The 17,072-nt window shown below is 72.2% G+C and carries 13 protein-coding genes; 7 read left to right on the forward strand and 6 right to left on the reverse strand.

Going from position 1 to position 17,072, the window contains the following annotated elements; translation table 11 throughout:
• Positions 1–392: 392 nt before the first annotated feature.
• The 3 genes from AC07AW_RS03440 to AC07AW_RS03450 all read left to right on the forward strand — a co-directional run bounded on the left by AC07AW_RS03440 (position 393) and on the right by AC07AW_RS03450 (position 5,128).
• On the forward strand, positions 393–2,108 hold the full coding sequence (locus tag AC07AW_RS03440) for a chitinase (RefSeq protein WP_478813823.1): 1,716 nt from the start codon (positions 393–395) through the stop codon (positions 2,106–2,108).
• A 208-nt stretch (positions 2,109–2,316) separates the two neighbouring features.
• Positions 2,317–3,597 (forward strand): RNA-guided endonuclease InsQ/TnpB family protein, encoded by a 1,281-nt coding sequence (locus AC07AW_RS03445; RefSeq protein ID WP_478813824.1) that lies wholly within the window; start codon positions 2,317–2,319, stop codon positions 3,595–3,597.
• A gap of 178 nt (positions 3,598–3,775) precedes the next feature.
• Positions 3,776–5,128: a M14 family metallopeptidase gene (locus AC07AW_RS03450; protein ID WP_478813825.1), complete on the forward strand. Its 1,353-nt coding sequence runs from the start codon at positions 3,776–3,778 to the stop codon at positions 5,126–5,128.
• Between the two features lie 50 nt (positions 5,129–5,178).
• Here AC07AW_RS03450 and AC07AW_RS03455 read toward each other — a convergent pair whose 3' ends face one another.
• The 3 genes from AC07AW_RS03455 to AC07AW_RS03465 are packed head-to-tail and all read right to left on the reverse strand — an operon-like array spanning position 5,179 to position 7,681.
• Positions 5,179–5,589 (reverse strand): RidA family protein, encoded by a 411-nt coding sequence (locus AC07AW_RS03455; protein ID WP_478813826.1) that lies wholly within the window; start codon positions 5,587–5,589, stop codon positions 5,179–5,181.
• The gene (locus tag AC07AW_RS03460) at positions 5,586–6,359 is read right to left on the reverse strand and encodes an IclR family transcriptional regulator (RefSeq protein WP_478813827.1); all 774 of its coding nucleotides are present in this window, start codon (positions 6,357–6,359) and stop codon (positions 5,586–5,588) included. The genes AC07AW_RS03455 and AC07AW_RS03460 overlap by 4 nt, the downstream gene beginning before the upstream one ends.
• Entirely contained in the window at positions 6,356–7,681 is a 1,326-nt protein-coding gene (locus AC07AW_RS03465) for a sugar kinase (protein WP_478813828.1), read from the reverse strand. The genes AC07AW_RS03460 and AC07AW_RS03465 overlap by 4 nt, the downstream gene beginning before the upstream one ends.
• Before the next feature lie 137 nt (positions 7,682–7,818).
• Between AC07AW_RS03465 and AC07AW_RS03470 the strand changes: the two genes are divergently transcribed.
• Together AC07AW_RS03470 and AC07AW_RS03475 are read left to right on the forward strand one after the other, a co-directional pair.
• On the forward strand, positions 7,819–9,084 hold the full coding sequence (locus tag AC07AW_RS03470; protein WP_478813829.1) for an alanine racemase: 1,266 nt from the start codon (positions 7,819–7,821) through the stop codon (positions 9,082–9,084).
• Positions 9,085–9,102: 18 nt separating this feature from the next.
• Positions 9,103–10,686, forward strand: a complete 1,584-nt coding sequence (locus tag AC07AW_RS03475) for an N-acyl-D-amino-acid deacylase family protein (protein WP_478813830.1) — start codon at positions 9,103–9,105, stop codon at positions 10,684–10,686.
• Here AC07AW_RS03475 and mptB read toward each other — a convergent pair.
• From mptB to AC07AW_RS03490, 3 genes are all read right to left on the reverse strand, one after another.
• Positions 10,660–12,141 (reverse strand): polyprenol phosphomannose-dependent alpha 1,6 mannosyltransferase MptB, encoded by a 1,482-nt coding sequence (mptB, locus tag AC07AW_RS03480; protein WP_478813831.1) that lies wholly within the window; start codon positions 12,139–12,141, stop codon positions 10,660–10,662. The two genes, AC07AW_RS03475 and mptB, sit on opposite strands and share 27 nt — an antisense overlap.
• A gap of 11 nt (positions 12,142–12,152) precedes the next feature.
• On the reverse strand, positions 12,153–14,171 hold the full coding sequence (locus tag AC07AW_RS03485; RefSeq protein ID WP_478814379.1) for a bifunctional polysaccharide deacetylase/glycosyltransferase family 2 protein: 2,019 nt from the start codon (positions 14,169–14,171) through the stop codon (positions 12,153–12,155).
• A gap of 575 nt (positions 14,172–14,746) precedes the next feature.
• Positions 14,747–15,193 (reverse strand): hypothetical protein, encoded by a 447-nt coding sequence (locus AC07AW_RS03490; protein ID WP_478813832.1) that lies wholly within the window; start codon positions 15,191–15,193, stop codon positions 14,747–14,749.
• A gap of 156 nt (positions 15,194–15,349) precedes the next feature.
• Between AC07AW_RS03490 and AC07AW_RS03495 the strand changes: the two genes are divergently transcribed.
• Together AC07AW_RS03495 and AC07AW_RS03500 are read left to right on the forward strand one after the other, a co-directional pair.
• Entirely contained in the window at positions 15,350–16,561 is a 1,212-nt protein-coding gene (locus AC07AW_RS03495) for a pyridoxal phosphate-dependent aminotransferase (protein ID WP_478813833.1), read from the forward strand.
• A 79-nt stretch (positions 16,562–16,640) separates the two neighbouring features.
• Positions 16,641–17,033 (forward strand): SCO4983 family protein, encoded by a 393-nt coding sequence (locus AC07AW_RS03500; protein WP_478813834.1) that lies wholly within the window; start codon positions 16,641–16,643, stop codon positions 17,031–17,033.
• Positions 17,034–17,072: the final 39 nt, after the last annotated feature.

The raw sequence follows: 17,072 nt of genomic DNA on the forward strand, positions 1-17,072 counted from the left end.
CCCCTCCGGCCTCCGGTGCCCCGGGGGCCGCGGATCACTTACCGCGTTCGCGACGTCACCGCAGGGTGCCGCCGCCTCTGCACCTTATCCACGTCCCGCGGGGTGGTGAACACACAATCCGCCAAGCTGCCTGCATTTGTTGCGGCCTCCGCCGTCTCCTCGCGACCTCCGCGGTCGCGGCTCCCGTCATCCCCCTGCGGCCTCCGCGGTCGCCACCTCCGCGCCCCCCGCCGAACACCCTTCCCCGCCAGAGGTATTGACAACGCGATTGGTCTGGACCAACTTGTTGCGACAGCGGTGGCCACCGCCGGTACCCCCGTACCCCGCACCTCCCCTCCGTACGACGACGTACGGCACCTCCACATCCCCAACTCCCCCACCGGAGGATGCACGTGGACCGCACCACCACCCGCCCGCACGGACGGCGACGGATCGCCGGAGCCCTCGCGCTCGCCGTCGGCTCCGGGCTCGTCCTCGTCGGCGGAGCCGGCACCGCACAGGCGGCGGACGTCAACGTCGCCAAGAACGCCGGATTCGAGAACGGCCTCACCAACTGGTCCTGCTCCGCCGGGAGCGGCGCCGTCGTCTCCTCGCCGGTCCGCACCGGGACCGGCGCGCTCAAGGCCACCCCGGCCGGTCTCGACTACGCCCAGTGCGTGCAGACCGTGACCGTGAAGCCCAACTCGACGTACACCCTGAGCACCTGGGTCCAGGGCGGCTACGCCTACCTCGGCGCGAACAACACCGGGACCGGCACCGGCACCGTCTCCACCTGGACGCCCGACAGCCCCTCCTGGAAGCAGCTCACCACCACCTTCACCACCGGCGCGAGCACCACCTCCGTCGAGATCTGGACCCACGGCTGGTACGGCACCTCCCCCTACCTCGTCGACGACGTGAGCGTCTTCGGTCCCGACGGGGGCGGCGGCCAGGACCCCGACCCGGTCGTCCCGGCCACACCGGCCGGTCTCGCCGCCGGCACGGTCACCACCAGCTCCGTCGCCCTGAGCTGGGGCGCGGTCAACGGCGCCACGGGCTACAAGGTGTACCGCGACGGCGCCAACCCGCAGACGGTCACCGGCACGTCGACCACCGTCACCGGGCTCACCGCCGACACCGCGTACCAGTTCCAGGTCTCCGCGACGAACTCCGCGGGCGAGTCCGCGAAGTCCGCCGCCGTGACGGCGCGCACCGCCAAGCCCACCGACCCGGGCCCCGGCCCGGCCGTGCCCAAGCACGCCGTCACCGGCTACTGGCAGAACTTCGACAACGGCGCCGCGAAGCAGAAGCTGCGCGACGTCCAGGCCGCGTACGACATCATCGCGGTCTCGTTCGCCGACTCGACGGCCACGCCCGGCCAGATCACCTTCAACCTCGACCCGGCCGTCGGCTACACCTCGGTCGCCGACTTCAAGGCCGACGTCGCGGCCAAGAAGGCGGCCGGCAAGTCCGTGATCCTCTCGGTCGGCGGCGAGAAGGGCAACGTCACGATCAACAGTGACGCCACCGCCACCGCCTTCGCCGACAGCGCGTACGCCCTGATGCAGGAGTACGGCTTCAACGGGATCGACATCGACCTGGAGCACGGCGTCAACGCCACGTACCTCACCAAGGCGCTCCGTCAGCTCTCCGCCAAGGCGGGCTCCTCCATGGTCCTGACGATGGCCCCGCAGACCATCGACATGCAGAACACGAGCTCGGAGTACTTCAAGACCGCGCTCGCCGTGAAGGACATCCTCACGGTGATCAACACCCAGTACTACAACAGCGGTTCGATGCTCGGCTGCGACGGCAAGGTCTACAGCCAGGGCTCGGTGGACTTCCTCACCGCGCTCGCCTGCATCCAGCTCCAGGGCGGCCTCGACCCGTCCCAGGTCGGTCTGGGCGTCCCCGCCTCCACGCGGGGCGCGGGCAGCGGCTACGTCGACCCGCAGGTCGTGAACAACGCGCTCGACTGCCTGACCAAGGGCACCGGCTGCGGCACCTTCAAGCCGGCACAGACGTGGCCGTCGCTGCGCGGCGCCATGACCTGGTCGACCAACTGGGACGCGACGGCCGGCAACGCCTGGTCGAACGCGGTGGGCCCGAAGGTGCACAACCTGCCGTAGCGGACCCGGTTCCCAGGTGACAGCGCAGCGCCGCCGCTCCCCCGGCGGCGCTGTGCCGTCTCCTCACGCGGGCAGGTAGTGCATAGTCCGCCGGTATTCAATGACGAAGATCAAGCAAACATGCAGGTTGCGAACGGGTTGAAGCCAGATGCGTGCATCGGGATGACGATCCCGGCGATTAGCGCAAGCCGCTGCTAAGTTCGCGGCTGTGAGTCACGAAACCCTGGTCAAGCAGCAGTTCGGGCATCGCGCCCGGCTTGCACTGTCGCCTGTCGGGGTGGTGAAGGCCGATGCTCAGGCACATGCGGCTCGCACCTTGTGGAACCTGCTGCACGCCTGGTGGCGGATGATGCCGAAGGAGAAGCGGACTCTCGCGCATGCGGACGCTGCGATCCGGCAGGCTCGCGAGGACATCGACTTTCTCGCCATCCTTCCCGCGCAGGCTGCGCAAGCGGTGCTCAAGACGTACTTCCGGGCGTGGAAGAACTGCTGGGAGGGCCGGACCGATGCCCCGAACTTCAAGGGGCGCATGCGCACCCCTATGTCCGTGGACGTTCCGCAGGGCCGGGATCTGAACATCAACCGTGTGCACCGCCACTGGGGCATGGTCAACATTCCCAAGGTGGGCCGTGTCCGCTTCCGGTGGACCAAGGACCTGCCCGTGGGCAAGCGTGCCGATGCGGAGAACCGGATCACCGGGGCGCGGCTGGTCAAGGACGCGCTCGGCTGGCACATCACCTTCCGCGTCCAGGCCCTGGAGGTCAAGCCCGAGCCCCACCAGGGGCCGGAGGTCGGCATCGACGTGGGCGTCGCCGTACCCCTCGCCCTCTCGGACGGCGAGACGTACGAGCACGGCGAATGGCTGACCAGCCAGGAGAAGACCAGACTCCTGCACCTGGAGCAGCGCGCCGCACAGCGCAAGCGGCACCGCAAGCCCGGCGAGCACACCAGCCGCCGGCTGCACCACACCTACAACCGAATCGCAGGACTGCGCGCGAAAGCCAAGCGCCGGGCCCTGGACTGGCAGCACAAAACGACCACCCGCATCGCCCGCACCTACGGCACCGTCGTGGTCGAAGCGCTCACCATCACGAACATGGTCAAGTCCGCCAAGGGAACCGCCGAAGCACCGGGGAAGAATGTCGCCCAGAAGGCCGGTCTGAACCGCTCCATCAGCGGGGAGGCGTGGGGTCGAACGGTCACCCTGCTGGCGTACAAGACCGCCCGGCACGGCGGCATCCTGGTCAAGGTCCCCGCCCCCGGCACTTCCCAGCGCTGTTCGGCGTGCGGTGTCACGACGCCCGGCAGCCGGGAGTCGCAGGCCGTGTTCGTGTGCAAGAACCCGGACTGCGGGTGGTCGGGCAACGCCGACCACAACGGGGCCCTGAACGTCTTGCACCTGTACCGGATGGGCCTCGCGCTCGTCCCGGCTGCCGGGAGGGCAGTCGTCAGGCGCGCTCATCGCGTCAAGCCCGCTGCCGCGAGGTAAGCGGGAATCTCCCGGCATCAGCCGGGAGAGCACTTCAACGATGAGGGTCCTCACGCGCGACGCCGGACAGTATGGCCGAACTACCCACCTTGACCCGTTCATGACATAGCCGGACCATGTGCCTGGACACCCGCACGACTTGGTCGCACTCCCCCACACTCCCCACCCAGGAGACAGCATGCGACGTCCCACCCGCGGCAGAAGGACCGCCACCCTCGCGGCCCTCGTGGCGTTCGCCCTCGCGGCGCCCCTCTCCGCCCTCAGCACGCCCGCCGGGGCCGACCCGGCGCCGACCGCCGCCCGTATCGCGTCCGGCGCCGAGGAGGTGATCCGGCAGTACGAGATCGCCGGACCGTCCACCGTCGCCGCCCGCACCGCGCTGACCGCCACCGGCGTCTCGATCGACGAGGTCGACGCCCGCTCGGTCGTGGTCAGCGCCAACACCGAACAGCTCGCCCGCCTCAAGGCCCTCGGCTATCGGCCGGTCGCCCTCCCGGGCCCGCCGAACCGCAGCACCGCGGCCGACAAGACGGCCGGCCCGCTCGACTTCCCCTCCGCCGACGCGAAGTACCACAACTACGCTGAGATGAACGCGGAGATCGACCAGCGCCTCGCCGCCTACCCCTCGATCATGAGCAAGCGGGTCATCGGCAAGACGTACCAGGGCCGGGACATCGTCGCCATCAAGATCAGCGACAACGTCGCCACCGACGAGAACGAGCCCGAGGTCCTCTTCACCCACCACCAGCACGCCCGCGAGCACCTCACCGTCGAGATGGCGCTGTACCTGCTGCGCGAACTCGGCGCGGGCTACGGCACGGACTCCCGCATCACGAACATGGTGAACGGCCGGGAGATCTGGATCGTCCCGGACCTCAACCCGGACGGCGGCGAGTACGACATCGCGAGCGGCTCCTACCGCAGCTGGCGGAAGAACCGTCAGCCCAACGCCAACTCCTCCTACATCGGCACCGACCTCAACCGGAACTGGGACTACAAGTGGGGCTGCTGCGGCGGCTCCTCCGGTACGAAGAGCTCGGAGACCTACCGGGGCACGGCCCCCGAGTCGGCCCCCGAGGTGAAGGTCGTCGCCGACTTCGTCCGCTCCCGGGTCGTCGGCGGCAAGCAGCAGATCACGGCGGCCATCGACTTCCACACGTACAGCGAGCTGGTCCTCTGGCCCTTCGGCTGGACGACGGCCAACACCACCACCGGCATGACCCAGGACGACCGCGACGCCTTCGCGACCGTCGGCGGCAAGATGGCCGCGAGCAACGGCTACACGCCCGAGCAGTCCAGCGACCTGTACATCACGGACGGCTCGATCGACGACTACCTGTGGGGCGCGCAGAAGATCTTCGCGTACACCTTCGAGATGTACCCGTCGAACGGCGGCGGCGGCTTCTACCCGCCCGACGAGGTCATCGAACGCGAGACGAGCCGCAACCGCGACGCCGTCCTCCAGCTCCTGGAGAACTCGGACTGCATGTACCGCTCGATCGGCAAGCAGGCGCAGTACTGCGCGGCCTGACGGCCCGTGGGTGAGGAGGTGCCCCGGCCGCCCTGCGGCCGGGGCACTTCTCAGCCCAGTACCGCCAGCGCGTCGATCTCGATGAGGAGGCCGGCGGGGAGGCCGACGTAGACGGTGGTGCGGGCGGAGGCGGGGGCCTTGAGGTTCTGGTCCTCGAAGTACTGGTTGTAGATCTCGTTCATCTCGGCGAAGTGGTCCACGTCCGTGAGGTAGACGCGCATCATCATCACGTCGTCCCAGCTCGCGCCGCCCTCCTCCAGGATCGCCTTGACGTTGGCGAAGGTCTGCAGGGTCTGCTCGCGCAGCGTCGGGCCCGCGACCGTCGGGGCCCGGCCCTCGACGGCGGGCAGGAAGCCGACCTGGCCGGCGACCTGGAGGATGTTGCCCTTCCGGACGCCGTGCGAGAACTTCGCGGGCGGGGCGGTGTGGGTGGCGGGGGTGAGAGCGATCTTCTCGGTCATGCGGGCGGTTCCTCTGTTTCCTTCGTCGGGGCGGCGCCGGAGTACTCGCGGCTGATGGCGTCCGCGGTGCTGCGCACCTGCGGGAGGAGCGTGAGGAGTTCCTCGGCGGTGACGACCACGTTGGGCGCCGAGACCGACATCGCGGCGACGACCCGCCCGTCGGCCCCGCGGATGGGCGCGCCGACGCAGTTGATGGACTCCTCGTGGCCGCCGAGGTCGGTGGCCCAGCCCTGTTCGCGTACGGTCGCCAGCTCCTGCAGGAAGGCGGCGGCGTTCGGCGTCGAACGGGGCGTGTACGGGGGGTAGTCGAGCTTGGCGGCCACGGCGCGCCGCTCCGGCTCGGGCAGGTCGGCGAGGAGCAGCTTGGCGACGGCGGCGACGGTGATCGCGACGGGCTTGCCGATGCGGGAGTACATGCGGACCGGGTAGCGGGACTCGACCTTGTCGATGTAGACGACCTCGCCCTCCTCGTACACCGCGAGGTGGATCGTGTGCCCGATCCGCTCGTTGAGGGCGGTGAGGTAGGGGTGGGCGATCTCGCGGACGTCGAGGTTCTCGACGGCCTCCTGGGCGAGCGCGAAGAGCCGGGCGCCGAGGCGGTAGCGCTGGTCCTGCTGCCGGTGGACGAGCCCGTGCTCGTGGAGCGTGCGCAGCAGCCGCAGGGCCGTGGACTTGTGCACGCCGAGCCGCTCGGCGACCTGCCCGAGGTCGGCGGGTCCCTGGGCGAGCAGCGGCAGGATGCTGAGCGCCCGGTCGACGGTCTGGCTCATGGCGTACGTACCTCCTGGTCGTCCCCCGTCCAGCCGGGGCCGAGGTGAAGTGTGCCCCAGGCGGCGACGTCGAGCGCGACGAGGCGGTCGGCGTGGGCGCGGAGGGGAGGCGCGGCGAAGTCGCCGGGAACGGTGAGCGCCGCGGCGGCGGCGAGGTGCCCGTGCCGCAGCCGGGCGTCCATGCGGAGGCCGCGGAGGGTGGCGGAGAGAAACCCGGCGGCGAAGGCGTCCCCGGCACCGACGGGGGAGACGACGGTGACGCGGGGGGCGGGGGTGGAGGTGACGGTGTCGCGGGGGGCGGGGGTGGAGGTGACGGTGTCGCTGGGCGGACCGCTGGGTGCGGGTGCGCTCGGTGTGCCCTGCGCGGGGCCGCTGCGCGGGGCCTTTCCCCACCCCGCCCCTTCCCGAACTGGGGCTCCGCCCCAGACCCCGCGCCTCAAACGCCGGCGGGGCTGAAATTCAGCCCGCCCGGCGTTTGAGGGCACGGCCGCAGGCCGATCGGGGGTCTGGGGGCTTGCCCCCGGTTCGGGAAGTGGGGGTCCCCCCACGCCGCCAGGCGTAGGGGGAGGGGTGGGGAATGAAGCCGCGCAGCGCTCGAACGCCACCGCCCCCTCCCCGCCCCGCTTGACCACCAGCACCTCCGGTTCCGCCAGCACCGCCCGGACGGCCACCGGATCGGCCACCCCCCACAGCGCCGCCGCCTCGTCCTCGCCCACGAACACCACATCCGCCCGCCGCGCGAGTTCGCGGAGCACCTCGGGGGCGCTGTCGTCGCGCCACAGGCCCGCCCGGTGGTTCACGTCGAAGGAGACGAGCGGTCGCCCGGGTCGCGGCGCCGTGAGGTCCCGCATCAGGGACAGGCAGTCCGCCGAGAGCGCGGCGGTGATGCCGGTGACGTGGAGGATCCGGGCGTCGGCGACCGTGTCGTACGGGACGGTGGCCGGCGACATGGCCGAGGCGGCCGAGCCGGCCCGGTAGTAGACGACCTCGTGGGCGTCGGTGGCCCGGTCCTCGTCCGTACGGAAGTAGGCGCCCGTCGGCCGGTGCGGGTCGCGCCCGACCGCGCCGACGTCGACCCCGTGCGCCGCGAGCGTGTCGACGAGGTGCTCGCCGAAGCCGTCGCGGCCGACGCGCCCGACCCATCGCACGCGGTGCCCGGCGGCGGCCAGCGCGCAGGCCACGTTCGACTCGGCGCCGCCGATCGCGCGGGTGAAGGAGGGAACGTCGGCGAGGCGGCCCGGCCGCGTCGGCAGGAAGGCGACCATGGACTCGCCCAGGCAGACGACGTCCGGGGCCGCCGGCACGCGCGCGGGTCCGCTCACTCCCGGGCTCCTCAGACTCGTACGGGTCCATTGACCCGGCCTTGGCCCGGATGTTAGACAGCCATCAGCACCCTGCGCAATGAGCGTTGCACATCCCGCAACGATCCATTCCGTAAAGCCCACGACGAGGAGGCCTCATGCCCGACCTGGCGAACGAGCGCGTCGACCACCGCTTCAAGGCCCTGCCCCCGGACGCCGAGGGCCTGACCGTCGGCGAGCTCTCCGCCCAGCGGCGCAACCTCTTCACCGGCGGCTACACGACCCCGGTCCTCGCCCTGTCCGCCGAGTCCGTCGAGCACAACCTCCGCCTTCTGGAGACGTACGCCGAGCGCCACGGCCTGGCGTTCGCCCCGCACGGCAAGACCTCCATGGCCCCCCAGCTCTTCGACCGGCAGCTGGAGCACGGCGCCTGGGGCATCACGGCCGCCGTCCCGCACCAGGCCCGCGTCTACCGCGCCCACGGCATCGCCCGGATCTTCCTCGCCAACGAGCTCGTCGACGCCGTCGCCCTGCGCTGGCTCGCCGCCGAGCTCGACGCCGACCCGGACTTCCGCTTCGTCTGCTACGTCGACTCCGTGCGCGGCGTCGAGCTGATGGACGAGGCCCTGCGCACCGCGGGCGCCGGACGGCCCGTGGACGTCGTCGTCGAGCTGGCCGCCGGCGCGACCGGGCGGACGGGCGTACGGACCGAGGCGGAGTGCGCGGCCGTCGCCGACGCCGTCGCGGCCGCCCCCACCCTGCGTCTCGTCGGCGTCGCCGGGTACGAGGGCACGATGCCCGGCGCCGACGCCGACAGCGTCCGGGAGTGGCTGCACCGCCTCGTCGGGCTCGCGGCCGACTTCGACAAGGCCGGCCGCTTCGACCCCGCCGTCGGCGAGATCATCGTGAGCGCGGGCGGCAGCGAGTGGTTCGACACGGTCGCCGAGGTCTTCGCGGAGATCCCCGAGTTCTCCCTCCCGGTCCTCAAGCTGCTGCGCTCCGGCGCGTACGTCTCCCACGACGACGGCCAGTACCGCAACCGCACCCCCTTCAACCGGATCCCCGAGGAGGGCGCGCTCCAGCCCGCGTTCCGGCTCTGGTCGCAGGTCGTCTCCCGCCCGACGGCCGAGCAGGCCTTCACCAACGCCGGCAAGCGGGACGCCGCCCACGACCTGCACCTCCCCGAGGCGCACGTCGTCCGTGACGCCCGCACGGGTGAGATCCGGCCCGCGGAGGGCATCACCGTCACGGGCCTCTCCGACCAGCACGCCTGGCTCGCCACCGCACCGGGCGCGGATCTGGAGGTCGGCGACTGGGTGGGGATGGGCCTGTCTCACCCCTGCACGATCTTCGACAAGTGGCAGCTGATCCCCCTCGTGGAGGCGGACGGCACGGTGGTCGACCACATCCGCACGTTCTTCTAGAGAACAAAGGGCAGGGGCATGGATCTCGTCTTCCGTGACGCGGAGGTCGTCGACGGCAGCGGCGGCGACTCCTACCGGGCCGACGTCGGCCTCGAGGGCGGCCGGATCGTCTCGATCGTCAAGGAGGCCGCGGCGGCCGGGTGTCAGCGCCCGACCGCCCGCCGCGTCCTGGACGCCGAGGGCCTCGTCCTCTCCCCCGGTTTCATCGACATGCACGCCCACAGCGACCTCGCGCTGCTCCGGGACCCGGACCACAGCGCGAAGGCCGCGCAGGGCGTGACCCTGGAGGTGCTGGGCCAGGACGGCCTGTCGTACGCCCCCGTCGACGACCGCACGCTCGACGAGGTCCGCCGGGCGATCACCGGCTGGAACGGTGACGGCTCGGGCGTCGACTTCGACTGGCGCACGGTCGGCGAGTACCTGGACCGGCTCGACCGGGGCATCGCGGTGAACGCGGCGTACCTGATCCCCCAGGGCACGGTCCGCATGTACACGATGGGCTGGGAGGACCGTCCGGCGACGGAGCCCGAGCTCGACCGCATGCGCCGGCTCGTCGCCGAGGGCCTCGCACAGGGCGCGGTCGGCATGTCCTCGGGCCTCACCTACACCCCCGGCATGTACGCGCCGGACTCCGAGCTCACCGAGCTGTGCCGGGTCGTCGCGGAGTACGGCGGTTACTACTGCCCGCACCACCGCTCGTACGGGGCGGGGGCGCTGCGCGCGTACGAGGAGATGGTGGCGCTCACCCGGGAGGCGGGCTGCGCCCTCCACCTGGCCCACGCCACCATGAACTTCGGGGTGAACGAGGGCAGGGCCCCGGAGCTCCTGGCCCTCCTCGACGCGGCCCTCGACTCGGGCGCCGACATCAGCCTCGACACGTACCCGTACACCCCCGGCAGTACGACCCTGCTCGCGCTGCTCCCGAGCTGGGCGAGCGAGGGCGGCCCGGAAGCGGCCCTGGCCCGCCTCCGCGACGACGCGACGGCGGAACGGATCCGGCACCACCTGGAGGAGCTCGGCTCGGACGGCTGCCACGGGGTACGGGTCGACTGGGCGACCGTCGAGATCTCGGGCGTCACGGACCGGGCCCTGACCGGCCACGTGGGCCGTCGCGTCGACGGCTGGTCCACGGCCCGCCGGCTCCTCGTCGAGGACCGGCTGGGCACGACGATCCTCCAGCACGTCGGCCACGAGGAGAACGTCCGGACGATCATGCGCCACCGGGTGCACACGGGCGGCTCGGACGGCATCCTCCAGGGCCTCAAGCCGCACCCGCGCGCGTACGGCACGTTCCCCGAGTACCTGGGGCGGTACGTGCGCGAGCTCGGCGTCCTCTCCCTGGAGGAGTGCGTCGCCCACCTGACCTCCCGCCCCGCGGCCCGCCTGCGCCTCCCGGACCGGGGCCTGGTGCGGGAGGGGTACGTGGCGGACCTGGTCCTCTTCGACCCGGCGACCATCGCCTCGGGCGCAACGTACGAGAACCCGCGCACCCTCCCGGTGGGCATCCCGCACGTCCTGATCGACGGCAGGTTCGTCGTGGAGGACGGACGGCGGACGGACGTCCTGGCGGGTCGCTCAATCCGGAGAACGGAGCTCCGCTGAGTCGCGGGCCACCGCCGGTCGTGGACCGTGCGTGCGCTGGGGCGGAAGGGCACCTTGCCCGGCACCGCCGACTCCGAGGGCCCACGGCTCCCGCCGCATCCACACGAGCCCCACCAGCAGCACGAGCCCCGCCAGCACGAACCCGTACCAGGGCGTGTGCCCCGAGGGCTGCGTCTCGTACACGAGCGCCGCCGAGAGCACGGCCGGCACCTGCCCCGCCCGGCTCCGCCAGGCGACGCCCGCGACGACGACCGTCCCCCACAGGAGGTACCAGGGCTGCACCATCGGCGAGAGCGCCACGAGCGCGACCAGCGAGAGCCCAAGCCCGAGGACGGGGTCGAGACGGCCCCGGTAGGCCCGCCACGCGAGGGCCGCGATGATCGCGAGGGCCGCGAGCAGCCCCAGCTTCTGGACGACGCCCTTCACGGGCTCGGCCTCGCCGCCGAGGAGCAGGCCCAGCCCGAGCCCGAGGTCGCTCGTCAGCGACAGGGGCGTGTGGATGGCCGCGGCGACGCCCTGCGTCCGCAGCCACCCGAACCCGGTCCCGGCGAGGACCGACGCCCCCGCCGCCACCGCGCCCGCGACGGCCCCCGGCAGGACGAGACCCTTCACGAGGCCCCGTACGCCGCCACCGCGCGCGAGGAGGACGCCGATGAAGAGCAGGGCGACCGCCGCCGGTGACTTGATCATCATCGCGAGGCCGACGAGGACGCTGCCGAGCACCCACCGCCCGCGCGTGGCGAGCAGGACGCCGCCGAGCATGAGGCCGATCATCAGGCCGTCGTTGTGCATGCCGCCGACGACATGGAGGAGGAGCAGCGGGTTGAGGGCGGCGAGCCAGAGCGCTCCGTCCCGGCCGCCGGTCCCGCCGCCGAGCCCGCGGACGGCCCAGACGATCAGGGCGAGCGCGCCGAGCGCGACGAGCCGCAGACCGAGGACGGCGGGCACGATCGCCCCGCCGGTCACCTTCACGACCGCCGCGGCGAGGAGCAGGAAGGCGGGCCCGTACGGGGCGGGGGTGTGGGTCCAGTTCCCGCCGACGCTCGCCGCCGCGTCGGCCCCGAGGTCGCCGGGGCCCAGGACGGAGGGCCCGGCGCCGTACACGTCGTGGCCTTCGAGGACCATGGCGCCCTGCGCGATGTAGCTGTAGACGTCGGCGCTGTGCAGCGGCGGGGCCAGGAGCAGCGGCGCGGTCCAGCAGGCGAGGGTCGCGAGCACCCCGTCCCGCAGGCCGCGGGCGAGGAGGACGCCGTAACGCCACCAGGCGGCGACGAGCAGGGTCAGCCCGAGGTACGCGAGGACGGCGCCGGCGACGGTGAGGGCGGAGCCGCGCGGCTCCCACAGCGGCCCGCCGCCGAGGACCGGAAGGGTGCCTGCCGCGTACCCGCCGACGGCCACGGCGAGCGACCCGCCCGCGCCGAGCCACCGGCATCCGGAGGCACTGAAAACCCACATGACGTGCCAACCTACCCCGTCGTGGACTGCCCCACTGCGGCCGTACGGTCCAGGGTCTCGGTCGCGGTGCCCGTGCGCTGCATCCGGTGCCAGCGGAGCCGGCTGCCGAGGAGCGCGGTGACGACGGACTGCACGACGACCAGGTACATGAGCTGGCGGTAGACGACGATCTGCAGGGGCAGGGTCCAGATCGGCTCGAACCGCTCGCGGTCCAGGCGGAGCGCGTACACGGCCGTGCCGACCTGGACGGCGGTGAAGCCGAGCCATACGCCGAGGGCCTGCCCGGGGTCCTGGAAGAGCAGTCCGTAGACGGCGAAGACGTCGACCAGCGGAGCGATCAGCGGCAGCACGGTCTGGAAGAGCAGCAGGTAGAGGAGGCCGCGGCGGCCGAGCTTGCCGGACTGACCGCCCTCGACGACGGCCCTGCGGTGCTTCCACATGGCCTGGAGGGTGCCGTAGCACCACCGGTAGCGCTGCTTCCACAGCTGCCGGACGGTGGACGGGGCCTCCGTCCAGGCGATCGCGGACTCCTCGTACACGACGCGCCAGCCGGCCCGGCACAGCGCCATCGTGAGGTCGGTGTCCTCGGCGAGGGTGTCCTCGCTGACCCCGCCGACGCCGGCGAGGGCGTCCCGGCGGAAGGCGCCGATGGCGCCGGGGACGGTGGGCATGCACTCCAGGACGTCGTACATGCGCCGGTCGAGGTTGAAGCCGATCACGTATTCCAGGTGCTGCCACCGGCCGAGGACGCCCTGGCGGTTGCCGACCTTGGTGTTGCCGCTGACCGCGCCGACGCGGGGGTCCGCGAGCGGCTGGATCAGGCGGCGGACGGCGTCGGGCTCGAAGACGGTGTCGCCGTCGATCATCACGACGAGGTCGTGGTGGGCCCAGGCGAGGCCGGTGTTGAGGGCGGCGGCCTTGCCCGCGTTGGGCTGGCGCACCACCATCACCCGCGGATCGTCGATGGACTCGGCGATCTCGAAGGTGCGGTCGGAGGAGCCGTCGTCGATGACGACGACCTGGATCGCCTGGTGCGTGGAGGCGAGCAGGGAGCGGACGGTCGCCTCGATCCCGGCCTCCTCGTTGTAGGCGGGGACGAGGATGGAGACGGGCTCGGTGACGGGAGGGAGCCGGGGTGCGCCGCGGCGGCGCTTGGAGCGGGTGCGGCGGACGTGGACGCGGGCGACGCCGATCAGGAGGGCGAGCCGTACGGCGGTGATGACGCCGGCCGCGACGAGCAGCCAGGTCATGGCGTCGGCGAAATTCCGGGACGCGCTCTGCGCCTGGACGAAGGCGGCGCCCTTCCACTCGGCGAGCGTGGACACGTGGTACGTCGTGTCGGCGAGGCCGACGGCCTGGCCGACGGAGGTGTACCGGGTGGTGGTGCCGGGGCGGGCGAGGAGCTTCTCGGTCTCGTCGACGGCCTGGGGGGAGCCGGTGAGCTGGAGGACGGACTTCCCGTCGGCGGCGACCAGGACGTAGCCGGCCTGCGCGACCCGGCGTCCGGCCTCCCACTGGTCCTCGCAGAAGGTGGCGAGCCCGGTGGTGTGGGGCAGCCGCAGCAGGCGGGTGCCGAGGCCGGTGCTCGCGCCGAGCGCGTTCTGGGTGAAGGAGAGCTCCAGGTCGGCGCGGGTCTCCGAGACCTGGGCGAGGTCGACGTCGGTGTACGTGTGCGAGCCGAGCTCGTGGCCGTCGGCGACGATGCGGCGGACGAGGTCGGGGTGGGCGGCGGCCTCGGCACCGGTCAGGAAGAAGGTCGCCTTCGCGTGGTGTGCCGCGAGGACGTCGAGCAGCCGCGGGGTCCAGTCCGGGCCGGGCCCGCCGTCGTAGGTGAGGGCGACGGTGCCGTCGGGCGGGGTGGCGCTGCGGACGATGCCGTTCTGGTCCACCTGGACGACGGGGCCTTCGCCGCGGGTCATGGGGGTGGTCGGGCAGTGCGGCTGAGGCGCGCCGGTGGCGGCTATCTCGTGGCGGCCGTAACCGGCGAAGACGAGCGCGGTGGCGGCGACGAAGAGGATCAGGCAGAGCATGGCCCAGTGGGCCCGCGGATCACGCCGCAACGCGTGCCGCGTGCGGGGTCCGGCGGGCGGGGCGGGCGGCCTGGCGGGCGCGGGGTGCGGTGGGACGGGCGCGGCAGGAGGGTCGTACGAGGGGTACGGGGCCTGCTCTCCGTACGGGGCGTGCTCGGCGACCGGGGCCTGCTCTCCGTACGAGGCGTGCTCCGCGACCGGCGCCTGCTCCCCGTACGGGGCGTGCTCCGCGACCGGCGCCTGCTCCCCGTACGGGGCGTGCTCGGCCGCCGGGCCCTGCTCTCCGTACGAGGCGTGCTCCCCGTACGGGGCGTGCTCCGTGTGCGAGGGGTACGGGGCGTGCCCGGGCTGCGGTGCCTGTTCGGCGTACGGGGTCTGCTCCGGGTACGAGAGGTACGGAGCGTGCTCGGGGTACGGCTGCGGGTCCTGCCGCGGCGCCGCGAAGGCGTCGCCCGTCTCGTACGCGTACGGCTCCGGGGCCCCGGACACATACCCGTACCCCTGCCCCTCGGCGTACGGATCCGTGGGGCCGTACTCGTACCCGTGGCCCTGTCCCGCTCCACGCGGGTCGCTCGTCACTTCGGGCGCTTCGTCGAGCCCGGCGCCTGGCCGGCCTTGCCCGGCTTGACGCTCGTGGTGGCCGTCGGCGCCGGTCCCGTCGTGGCCGGGGCGGCGGTGCCGCTGGGCGACGGGCCCTCGCTCGTGGCGTCGGCGTCGGGGGTGGCCGGGCCCTTGGAGGCGGCCTCGCCGGTGGCGCGCGGCGTCGCCGGGCGCTTCGTGCTGCCGTCGGCGCCGGAGTCCCCGGACGCCTCGGGGTCGGACTGGATGAGCGCGGGCGCGTCCGGCTTCTCGTCGTCCGCCCAGGGCAGCGGGCCTCCGGCCGGTCCGGCACCGAAGGATCCGGCGACGACGACGGCGAGGAAGCCGAGGCACGCGACGCCGACCCCGGCCGTCGCCCACCGCACCCTGCGGCCGCGTCGCCCCGAGGCGTCGACGAAGACGCTGTTGTCCTGGTGGCTCATGTGCGCGCATTGTAGAGAGCACGTCACCGCTGTGCGAGTCCACACACATTCCGGACAGGAGTTCTGCCGGAACGGCGACGCGCGACACCACGCCCCGCTGTCCGACGTGTCCCAAAACACGCCGCATCGCGACCGCCTCCGCCGTAAGCTCTCGACATGCAGGTGATCCAGTCCACGAAGCTCGCCAACGTCTGTTACGAAATCCGGGGTCCGGTGCTCGAAGAGGCGATGCGGCTTGAGGCTGCGGGTCATCGCATCCTCAAGCTGAACACGGGCAATCCGGCCGCCTTCGGCTTCGAGTGTCCGCCCGCCATCCTGGAGGACGTGCTCCGCAACCTCTCCGAGGCGCACGGCTACGGCGACGCGAAGGGGCTGCTCTCGGCCCGCCGGGCGGTGATGAGCCACTACGAGACCAAGGGCATCCCGCTCTCCGTGGAGGACATCTACCTCGGCAACGGCGTCTCGGAGCTGATCCAGATGTCGATGCAGGCGCTGCTCGACGACGGCGACGAGGTCCTCGTCCCGGCCCCGGACTATCCGCTGTGGACGGCCTCGGTCTCGCTCGCGGGCGGTACGGCCGTGCACTACCGCTGCGACGAGCAGTCGGACTGGATGCCGGACCTCGCGGACATCGAGCGGAAGATCACCGACCGCACCAAGGCGATCGTGATCATCAACCCGAACAACCCGACGGGCGCCGTCTACGACGACGAGATGCTCCGCTCGCTGACGGAGATCGCCCGCCGGCACAACCTGGTCGTCTGCTCGGACGAGATCTACGACAAGATCCTCTACGACGGCACGACGCACACCCCGACCGCCGCGATCGCCCCCGACCTCCTCGTCCTCACCTTCAACGGGATGAGCAAGAACTACCGGGTGGCCGGCTTCCGCTCCGGCTGGCTCGCGGTCTGCGGTCCGAAGCACCACGCGACCTCGTACATCGAGGGCCTCACGATCCTCGCGAACATGCGCCTCTGCGCGAACATGCCGGCGCAGCACGCGGTGGCCGCCGCGCTCCAGGGCCGGCAGTCGATCGAGGACCTGGTGCTGCCGGGCGGGCGGCTCCTGGAGCAGCGGGACACGGCGTACGAGCTGCTGACGCAGATCCCGGGCGTGACGTGTGTGAAGCCGAAGGGCGCGCTCTACCTCTTCCCGCGTCTCGACCCGAACGTCTACAAGATCAAGGACGACCGGCAGATGGTCCTGGACCTGCTGCGGGCCGAGAAGATCATGGTCGTGCACGGGACGGGCTTCAACTGGCACGAGCCGGACCACTTCCGGATCGTCACACTGCCGGCGGCCGCGGACCTGGCGGACGCGGTGACCCGGATCGGCCGCTTCCTGGACGGCTACAGCCAGCCCTGACCCCGAACCGAGACGACGCTCAACTTTAGACCGAATCTAAGCTAGGATGGCCTGCAGAGCACCTCAGGAGGCCATCCCCATGTACGAACCGATCCGCACCAAGTCGGTCCACCGGATGGCCGACGACGCCCAGGACGCGTACCCGCACCGCTCCCGCGAGGAGGAGCTGGACATCCAGCTCGCAGGACACCTCGCCGCTCTGCTCGCCGTCACCGACGAGCTGGGCGACACGGAGGCCGGCGAGCTCATCGCCCGGCAGGTGGCGCGGCTGCGCGGCGCACCGCCCGCGCGGCACGCGGGTCTGAGCGGTTCGTCCGCGCAGGACCTGCACCGCAAGGCGCACGCCCTCGCGGGCCGCGCACTGGTCGTCGCCGCCTCCCGGGCCGACACGGCCGCCGCGATCCTCGCCGCAGGGCGCATGGACGCGCACACCGCGGCGCTGGCCGGGGACACCCTGGTCGCCGCCCCCTGACGGCCCCGGTCCGCGCGGCACGAACCGCGCGGACCGGGC

It is taken from the genome of Streptomyces sp. NPDC044003 (assembly GCF_056435185.1).